Here is a 9,519-nt window from a genome sequence, read left to right on the forward strand (position 1 = left end):
TTTCATCTTATTTAAAATCAGTATTTAGGTTTATAAAAAGAACGATTATCCATAGCAAAAATACGATTGGTCATTTCCCCCTCGCTAACGCGGTTAAGTGCCGTGGTCATCATCATCATGTTGGCATCAATGTTATCAATCATGTGAATAATTTCAGCTTCCATAATACGAGGACGAACAGGACTACCGTATTCTAATTGACCGTGGTGACTCAAAATAACATGACGAAGAACAATCACTTCCTCCTTACTGTCATCAATGTTGAGCTCAGCAATCACTTTAGTAATTTCTTCGTTAATCAAGGCGATGTGGCCAATCAGGTTACCACGAACCGTGTATTCTGTATTATCTGGCCCTGTCAATTCCAATACTTTTGCAAGATCATGGAGCATAATACCCGCAAAAAGTAAACTTTTATCTAATTCAGGATAAATGTCACCGATACTATCTGCCAATCTTATCATTGTCGCGGTATGATAAGCAAGCCCTGACTCAAAGGCATGATGATTGGTTTTAGCCGCTGGGTAAGTGTAAAATTCTTTATCATATTTACGGTAGAGGGCTCTAACAATTCGTTGCCAAGTTGCATTTTCAATTTTAAAGAGCATCTGTTCCAAATAGTCACGTACTTCTGTCACACTGACAGGTGCCTTTTCTTTGAAGTCTTTTGGATCATTGGGCTCTCCTGGGCGAACATTCCTCAATGTGATTTGATTGACTTGGGGAGTACCATTATAAACCTCTCGGCGCCCTTTCATAAAGACAATTTTACCAGCAGTGAATTCTTCCACATTATAAGGTTGGGCATCCCAAAGATTTCCTGAAATTTCGCCAGTATCATCCTGAAAGGTAAGGTTAATAAAATCTTTCCCAGCTCTTGTTTTACGAACTTCTGCCGACTTAATGAGGTAAAAACCTTCAAAAAGTTGGTCTTTTTTCATTTGGTTAATTTTCATTGTTTTCCTCTTCTAATAGGGGCATGTTTAAGAGAGATGCCGTTGCTTGGTCTTGATAGGTTTCAATCGTATTTAGAGCACGAACAATAGCATTTGTCCTTGTTGAAATGAGTTGTTCTAGGGTATTATTGGCGGTATTCATTTGTTTTTGAGCTTTAACTAATAAACCTCCAAATTTATCGAATTCCAATTTGACATTTCCCAAGATCTTACTGATATCATCGGCATTTCTTTGAATATTGAGGGTTTTGAAGCCAACAGACAAGGAGTTCAACAAAGCAGACAAGGTTGACGGGCCTGCAACCACGATATTTTCTTCCCGACGAAGGCTATCAAAGAAAGCAGCATTTCTGACCACTTCTGAATACAGACCTTCGGTTGGTAAAAACATAATACCAAAATTGGTGGTCTCTGGAGGATTCAGATACTTTTTACGAATATCTTTGGCAAAACGCTTAATAGCTGCTAACAAAGCTTTTCGGCTATTTTCAATAGCTAATTTATCTCCAAGTTCGTAAGCATCTTCTAAACGATAATAATCTTCAAGAGGGAATTTGGAATCAATTGGGAGGTAAATGTAATCCCCCTGACCATTTCCAGGTAGCTTAATCGCATATTCTACTCGTTCAGTAGAGCCACTAATCGTCACAAATTCTCTTTCGTACTGGTGAGACGTCATAATGTCCTCAATAATTTGACCCAGTTGAAGTTCACCAAGGATTCCTCGAGTTTTGGTATTGGACAAGACTTTATTGAGGGTGCCTACATCTTGAGCCACAGTACGCATTTCTCCTAATCCTTTATTCACACTTTCTAGTTGCTTGGAAACCGAATCAAAGGAGGCATGTAGACGATTCTTTAGGGTCTCTTCTAATTTTTCTTCGACTGTTTGACGCATTTCTTCCAAACGTTTTTCGTTGGATTCTTGCATATTTTTGAGCGACTGGTTAACTTGCTGGTTAATCACTTCTAAGCGTTGGTCAGACCGGTCCCTACTGTCAGACAAACTACGGTGCAAGACGTCACGAATATCTGTGAGTTGTTGATAGAGATCAGTCTGCTGTCTGGTCATCAGACTGGTTACTTCCAATAACTGTTGCTTATTGGCGGTGTCCAACTGATAAGTCATTTGGTCAGACAAATTATCCGCATTGCTCTCTAAAGTCTGAGAAAGTTGATCTTGAAGACGATTTAGCTTTATCAGTAAATAGATGCCTAAGCCCACAAGAACCAGCACCAAAACAAACATTATCAGGTCCATATTAACTCCTATCTTTACTTTGAATGATAATAAGGTAGCCACTTGGCAAGTAGACCATAATGGGCTGTTGGGTAAAAGCATTGCTTGAATAGATTTTCTTTTTGAAAAAGTTGGCCTGAGTTAACTCAAACTTGGCATCTGTAATGGTCAAATCTGATTCCCCTTCTGCCATGAACGCAACATACGTCATCCCTTCCTCTTGATGAATGAGGTGTCGACCTGCCGGGCGATAGGTCAGGAGATTTTGCTGATCCCGCAGAGTGACTTGGCTCATAAAAGGAGCAATATCAGGGTCGCTAGGCAAGAAAATATTGGATAATAAGTGATCCATTCGACCCCCAAAAGCACCAAAAATGGTCACTTCCGCCTCAGGAAAACGAGCAAAGACCTCTTTAAGTGCTAATTCAGTATCGGTATCATTTTTTTCTGGATTAGCAGTGATGAGAAGTTCTGCCTTCTCTTTTATATCCGTAAATGTTTCTTGGAAAACCGAATCAAAATCACCAACGGCCATATTCAAAGGAAGCCCATTTTCCAATAAAAACAGGCTCCCACTATCAATACCGACAAAATAATCAAACTCACGGGTGAAATAAGAAAGATCCCCCCCAGAAAAGAGGGCTACTTTAGTCATGTAAGGCCGTCCTTAGAGTCTGCACTTGGCTTACCAAGTCACTGGCTTTGAAAAGGTAAGACCCTGCTACAAAGACATTAGCTCCAGCTTCGTAGCAAGCACGAATGGTCTTATTGTCTACTCCTCCATCAACCTCAATGTCAAAAGCCAAACCTTTTTCATCACGCCATTTAGCCAACGTCGTAACTTTTTCCAAGCACTCTGGGATAAAGGCCTGTCCACCAAACCCTGGGTTTACTGTCATAATGAGGACTTGATCAACTAGGTCAAGCAAAGGTTCTAAGGCAGTTACTGGAGTTCCGGGATTAATCACCACCCCTGCTTTCATGCCAGCTGCTTTGATTTTTTGAAGGGCTCCATGAATATGACGAGTGCTTTCTGTGTGAATGGTCATGATATCAGCACCAGCTTGTGCAAAAGCCTCAACATAGCGTTCAGGATCAACCACCATTAGATGGCAATCAAAGACCAATTTACTGTGCTTTCTCATACTTGCCACAAGATCTGCACCAAAACTGATATTAGGAACAAATTGACCGTCCATAATGTCAATGTGAACGTATTCGGCATCTGTTTCTTCAATACGAGCTAGCTCAGAAGCAAAATTAGCATAATCAGCTGCTAGAATAGATGGGGCAATTTTTAGAGTTGACATGGAGAATTCCTACTTTCTTTTGATAACTTTTTTATATGTTTCACGACGGTTTTCAATTTCACTGAGAAATTGCAGGTAATGCTCATAACGAACTGGCCACAACTCTCCCGTTTCAAGCGCTGCCTTGACAGCACACTTGGGTTCGTGGGTATGGGTACAGGATCTAAACTTACACTCATGGCTCAGCCGGCGCAGCTCTGGAAAGGATTCGTTCAAATCTTCAGCATTATCAATATCATAGTCTAATGATGAGAAACCTGGCGTATCCGCAATTTTCCCACCATGGGTATTATAAAAGCTAACAGCCCGGGTGGTGTGACGACCACGCCCTAGACTATCAGAGATTTCTCCTGTTTCAAGAGCCAATTCGGGGGCGATTCGGTTGAGAAGGGTTGATTTTCCAACACCTGTTTGTCCCATAAAGACGGTAATTTTATCAGCTAGCAAAGGCAACAATTCCTCAAGACTGGTCACAAAATCGTAGCCGATTGCCTGATACTGTCGACCAATAGCTTCAATCTCCTCGGGACTATCTAATAAGTCCATCTTAGAGATATAAATCACCGGATGAATGGCTTTGTGTTCAAGCAAGATGAGAAAGCGATCTAGGAGATTGCTGTTAAATTCTGGTTCTTTAGCAGACATAATAACCACCGCTTGGTCAATATTGACGATAGGTGGTCGGACCAAACTGTTTTTACGAGGATGAATCGCTAAAATATAACCTTCAGAGTTATCCTCTGCTGAGAAATCCACGATATCTCCAACATAAGGTGTCTCACCGCGCTTCCTAAAATTGCCACGCGCTCGCGTCTGATATACCTGTCCTTCTGACTCCACGTAATAAAAACCAGCCAGAGATTTAATGATTTTGCCTTGCAACTGTGCTCCTTTGCCCTACTATAATATCTCTATTATATCAGAAAAACGCTCCCAAATCAGCATTTGACTCTAAGTTTCGCTTGTCTTCAAGACTTTACAATGTTCTCAACTCCACTCGCAATCGTTTTAGCTTTTTCAGACCCCATCATTTCAAGACAAAGATTTTGCTCTTCCTTTGCTTTTGTGCTATAGTTCTCTAGGTAACTATTTTGTTTTCTGAAAATATAATGTTTCACCAAATAAAAATCAGTTCACTAATGATTTTTTGAGATAGGAGACGATATGAATTCTAAGAAAACCTTTGATATTCACGGAAAAGAGTATAATCGTACCGCTATGGTCATGCTCTTGTTAATCGCTACTTTTGCTGGGGTATTAAATCAAACCAGTCTCGGCACTGCAATTCCGACCTTAATGACCAGCTTCAATATTAATTTAGCTACTGCTCAACAGGCTACGACCTGGTTCTTGTTGGCAAATGGGATTATGATTCCCGTGTCCGCTTATTTAACCACCCGCTTTTCAACCAAGTGGCTCTATGTCACGGCCTACGCTATCTTAATTACTGGACTCTTAATTACTGCCCTTGCTCCGACAGATAATTGGGCGCTTTTTCTTTTTGGTCGTATTATTCAAGCCTCTGCAGTGGGGATTACCATGCCTTTGATGCAAGTGGTGATGGTCAATATTTTCCCTGCTGAACAGCGCGGAGCTGCAATGGGACTTAACGGTCTTGTGGTGGGGCTCGCACCAGCCATAGGGCCTACTTTTGCTGGCTGGATTTTAAAACACGATTTTGTCTTAATGGGTGTCCACCTGTCCTGGCGAGCAATTTTCATCTTGCCACTGGTCATTCTAACCTTAGCTTTTTAGCGGCACCATTTGTCGTTAAAGACGTTATTGCCAACCGGGACATGTCACTCGATGTCCCTTCTCTCATTCTTTCCATTATTGGTTTCGGAAGTTTCCTTTGGGGCTTCACCAACGTCGCTAATAATGGCTGGGGCGACCTCACAATCGTTATCCTTCCTATTGTCATTGGGGTTAGCGTTATCGCCCTATTCATCTATCGACAATTGCATCTCGAAGTGCCTCTCCTTGATGTTCGGGTCTTTAAGGTCAAACAGTTCTCTGTCACTACTGCTGCCATTGCTCTTTCCATGATGGCTATGATGGGGGTTGAAATGATGCTACCCCTCTACTTGCAAAATGTCCATGGTCTTTCAGCTCTTGATTCTGGTTTAGCCTTGTTACCTGGAGCTCTTATGATGGGACTCGTTAGTCCAATTGCTGGGCGTGTTTATGACAAGGTCGGTGCTCGTCGTATGGCCCTTGTCGGCTTTAGTATTTTAGCTATCGGTACCATTCCATTTACCTTCTTAACGGCTGCAACACCAGACCACTTCATCACACTGATGTATGCTGTTCGTATGTTCGGGATTGCCATGGTCATGATGCCTTTGACCGCTTCTGCTATGAGCGCCTTATCACCACACGAAGCGGCTCACGGAACAGCTGCCAATAACACTGCGCGTCAAATTGCCTCTGCTATCGTGGTCGCTCTCCTCTCAAGCGTAACCCAAAATGTCATCAATACCAATAGACCAGCCAAACTACTCTTGACCAATGATCCCTTGGCGTATGCTTCTAAAATGATTGACGCCAGCTTGAAAGGCTTTCAAACCTCGTTTAGCCTCGGTCTTGTTTTTGCCTTACTAGGGATTATGGTTGCTCTTTTCCTTAGAAAAGGAAAACACATTGAAATAGAAAGGGATTTGTCAGCATGATTATTCTTATTATTGGCCTTGCCACTATTGCCTCTTTTGCTAGTTGGATGTTACTCCCTAATGCTAAACAGCGATTCCTTTTAGGAACCCTCTCTTTAGGACTCCTTCTTGGCTCTGTGCTTTATTTAACCAATCACTTTGTCAATCATACAGGGATGTCGGTTGAAACGAAGCGTCAGACACAGGCCATTTATTCTGCTGGTGATAGCAAAGCTCCCTTTGGTCTCCTGATCTACCAGCCTGTCGGTAAAACTGCTAGGCATCAGGTTTTGATATATCGGGATAAAGCAACTGATCCCAAACCAAGAGCTCATTTTATTCCTGATCAAAAACACATGAGCCAAGCCATCAAAAAAGAAGCCCATTATATTACCACTGATAGCAGTACAGCTAAGGTCACAACCACTACCAAACGTTATATCTGGAAGTCCAAACTAGCTAAAGCCATGTTTGGTTTCGCTAGAGAAGACGGTCAATTAATATCACAAAAGACGGTGGTAGCCATTCCAAAAGAAACTTGGCTGGCGGTCACTAAGGCACAAGCTAAGCAATTAGCAGTCCTTCTTCCCAAATTAAAAGCCGATCAAGCTAAATTGGTACAAGCCAACCCACAAGCTACCGCACAATTGCAACAACTCTTGAAAAAAGATCCTAAAGCTGCCGCTAAACAACAGGTTCAAGCCTTGAAAAAAACTTTAAATAGCACTAGTCAATAAAAACTCCCCCTGCACTGTACATCTCTGATATGTACTGCAAGGGGGTTTCTTATGATTTCAACTAACTGAGAGGTTTTTATAATCCAACTTCTTTTAAAGCATCAGCTAATTTACCAAAATCTTGAATCGACAAGGCTTCACCACGAATAGAGGGCTTGATATCTGCTAGTGCCAGACCTTTTTCAAGTTTGGCCTTGATGTCTTCAGACTTACCAAAATGGCTAGTCAAGTTATTCCACAAAGTCTTGCGACGATGGACAAAACTAAGACGAGATACTCTGAAAAAGAAATCTTCGTCCTTAACCTCAATCAAAGGCCGGTCGCGACGCACCATTTTGAGGATAGCACTATCGACGTTTGGCGCAGGTACAAAGACGGTGCGCGGCACGATGAAGGCAACCTTGGCAGTCATGTAATACTGTACCGCAATGGACAAGGAACCATAAGCTTTAGTGTTTGGCTCCGCAGAAATACGATCTGCCACTTCACGCTGCATCATGACTACAAACTCTTGGAATGGAATTTTGCTCTCAATCAAGTGCATGAGAATAGGTGTTGTGATGTAGTAAGGCAGGTTAGCCACCACCTTGATAGGCAAATCCGGATTTTTAAACTGCTTGATTTGGGTCTGCAAATCAACTTTCAAAATATCTTGATTGACCACTTGCACATTATCAAAATCGCGCAAGTTATCTGCCAAAATCGGCACCAAGCGGTCATCAATCTCAAAAGCCATCACTTCAGCAGCATTTTCTGCCAAAAACTCCGTCAAAGCTCCAATTCCAGGACCAATTTCGATAACGTTGACATTCTGATCAATCTCAGCCGTGTCAACGATTTTCTGTAAAATATTGGTATCGGTCAAAAAGTTCTGACCGAAAGATTTTTTAAAGGTAAATCCGTGACGATCAAGGACAGCCTTGGTCACGCTATAATCTGCAATTCTCATATATTCTCTTCTTTTTATGATCACTTTCTTTTTGACATTTGAACCACTGGTCTAGACTTTTTTGCCAAGACACGCCATTCAGTTAACGGGGCTGTTATATTCCGTAGTACTCTTTACCCCTCATACATCTCCATCACTTCTTCCACTTCTGATAGGGTAATGCCAAATAATTCGAGGCGCTTGATCAGTTGTTTGCCGTTGGCATAACCGATGCGGAGCTTTTCACCCAAGTATTTCCTGCGTTTACGGCTATCTGCCGCCATTAAAAGCCCTAGACGAGTCAGGTCTGTTTGACGAATGTCAAAATAAGACTCATCATCATATTGCTGAGTGACTTTCGCAAGTGCCTTTTGGAGATCCTCAAAGCTGGCATGTTCAACACCTAAGGAACGGCCCTTACTCTTAGAACTCGGAACCGCCTCGTTTCGATTTAAAAAGGCGTGACGAGCTGTGGGCACAGCAGCCATAATGAGCTTACGAATGCGCTCGCCATTATAATCTGGGTCTGTTAAAACGATAACACCACGCAAATCGTTTAGGCGATTGATTCGTTCTAAATCTTCCTCGGTGATAGCAGATCCTCTGGTCTCGTAGGTATCCACATTGTAAAAACGGCGTAGGTTAGCCGTGTCGTCCTTGCCTTCTACAACAAGAACCTCTTGAATAATAATTTTTTCAGTCAAGCTTAAATACCCTCTTTGCATTAGCAGTCGTTGCTGCGGCAACTTCTTCCACAGTCATTCCACGCAGCTCTGCGATTTTATCAACCACATAACGGGTATAAGCTGTACGGTTTTGCTTGCCGCGTTTTGGCACAGGAGCAAGATAAGGGGCATCTGTTTCCACCAAAATCTTATCCAAAGGCAAGTGCTGCGCTGCCTCTTGAATATCAAGAGCCTTTTTGAAAGTCACCACCCCTGAAAAGGAAATCATCATGCCAAGTTCAATGAAACGTTCAGCCATCTCAAGCGAGCCTGAGTAAGAATGCATGATGCCTCCACGAGGGCCAACACCAGCTGCTTTGATGACCTCATAGGTATCTTCCAAGGCATCGCGGGTGTGTACTACAAAAGGCAAATCGTGCTCTTTCGCTAACTGGATTTGGCGGTTAAAAACCTCAACTTGAACCTCTTTTGGGTCCTCCATCCAATAATAGTCTAAGCCAATTTCACCTAAGGCAATGACTTTAGGGTGTGCTAACTGGGAGACGATAGACTTCTCAACTGCTTCAGAATAAGAGCCTGCTTCTGTCGGGTGCCATCCAATAGTAGCATACACGTTAGGATACTGGTCTGCGAGAGCAAGTGCTCCCTCAATAGTAGCCTGATCAAAGCCAACCACATTGTGATAGGCTACGCCCATTTCTTGAGCCAGAGCCAATTCTTCAGTCTCATGTCCTTGAAATTCTGCTACATTCAAATGAGTATGAGTATCAAAAATAGCTAGATGTTCGATGTTATTTGTCATGATTTTATTATAACATAAAGATATGACTCCTATAATAAAACTTGCCAGCTTTTAACAGGCAAAAAAAGCCTCCAAAGAGGCTTTTTCAGACTGAAGACAAAGTCCTTAGAATCACTTTTCTAGGGGCTTTTCATGATATTTAGGAGTATAATATAAGAAAAAGGACTTGTGAGGTTCTCCTATGTTACACAAAGAAAAACCTGATTATAACC

Annotated in this window: 9 protein-coding genes and 1 pseudogene; 2 read left to right on the forward strand and 8 right to left on the reverse strand. The window is 42.1% G+C overall.

Going from position 1 to position 9,519, the window contains the following annotated elements:
- Positions 1-17 precede the first annotated feature (17 nt).
- From ACYTR8_RS06735 to rsgA, 5 genes are read right to left on the reverse strand one after another with little or no spacing between them, the layout of a single operon-like run.
- Entirely contained in the window at positions 18-956 is a 939-nt protein-coding gene (locus ACYTR8_RS06735; RefSeq protein WP_012767558.1) for a 3'-5' exoribonuclease YhaM family protein, read from the reverse strand.
- Entirely contained in the window at positions 946-2,217 is a 1,272-nt protein-coding gene (locus ACYTR8_RS06740) for a DNA recombination protein RmuC (RefSeq protein WP_443597504.1), read from the reverse strand. The genes ACYTR8_RS06735 and ACYTR8_RS06740 overlap by 11 nt, the downstream gene beginning before the upstream one ends.
- Before the next feature lies 1 nt (position 2,218).
- Positions 2,219-2,851, reverse strand: coding sequence for a thiamine diphosphokinase (locus ACYTR8_RS06745; protein WP_479641901.1), 633 nt, complete (start codon positions 2,849-2,851; stop codon positions 2,219-2,221).
- Complete coding sequence (gene rpe / locus ACYTR8_RS06750) at positions 2,844-3,506, reverse strand: ribulose-phosphate 3-epimerase (RefSeq protein ID WP_269760436.1); 663 nt, start codon at positions 3,504-3,506, stop codon at positions 2,844-2,846. The genes ACYTR8_RS06745 and rpe overlap by 8 nt, the downstream gene beginning before the upstream one ends.
- 9 nt (positions 3,507-3,515) lie before the next feature.
- Complete coding sequence (gene rsgA / locus ACYTR8_RS06755; RefSeq protein WP_111717609.1) at positions 3,516-4,388, reverse strand: ribosome small subunit-dependent GTPase A; 873 nt, start codon at positions 4,386-4,388, stop codon at positions 3,516-3,518.
- 282 nt (positions 4,389-4,670) lie between these two features.
- On the opposite strand from rsgA, the pseudogene ACYTR8_RS06760 reads away from it, so the two are divergent.
- Positions 4,671-6,175 (forward strand): annotated as a pseudogene (locus ACYTR8_RS06760) (MDR family MFS transporter).
- Positions 6,172-6,891 carry a DUF4811 domain-containing protein gene (locus ACYTR8_RS06765; RefSeq protein ID WP_269760437.1) on the forward strand — a complete coding sequence of 240 codons (720 nt, stop codon included), beginning with the start codon at positions 6,172-6,174 and terminating at the stop codon, positions 6,889-6,891. Before ACYTR8_RS06760 ends, ACYTR8_RS06765 begins: the two are co-directional and overlap by 4 nt.
- A 76-nt stretch (positions 6,892-6,967) precedes the next feature.
- Here the strand turns inward: ACYTR8_RS06765 and rsmA are convergent, their stop codons facing one another.
- The 3 genes from rsmA to ACYTR8_RS06780 form a co-directional block, all read right to left on the reverse strand.
- Positions 6,968-7,840, reverse strand: a complete 873-nt coding sequence (gene rsmA, locus ACYTR8_RS06770) for a 16S rRNA (adenine(1518)-N(6)/adenine(1519)-N(6))-dimethyltransferase RsmA (protein ID WP_479641902.1) — start codon at positions 7,838-7,840, stop codon at positions 6,968-6,970.
- Positions 7,841-7,953: 113 nt separating this feature from the next.
- Positions 7,954-8,544, reverse strand: a complete 591-nt coding sequence (gene rnmV, locus ACYTR8_RS06775; RefSeq protein ID WP_479641903.1) for a ribonuclease M5 — start codon at positions 8,542-8,544, stop codon at positions 7,954-7,956.
- A complete protein-coding gene (locus ACYTR8_RS06780) occupies positions 8,516-9,307 on the reverse strand; it encodes a TatD family hydrolase (RefSeq protein ID WP_164714892.1) in 792 nt (263 codons plus the stop codon). The genes rnmV and ACYTR8_RS06780 overlap by 29 nt, the downstream gene beginning before the upstream one ends.
- Positions 9,308-9,519: the final 212 nt, after the last annotated feature.

This window comes from Streptococcus sp. F2, assembly GCF_056500955.1.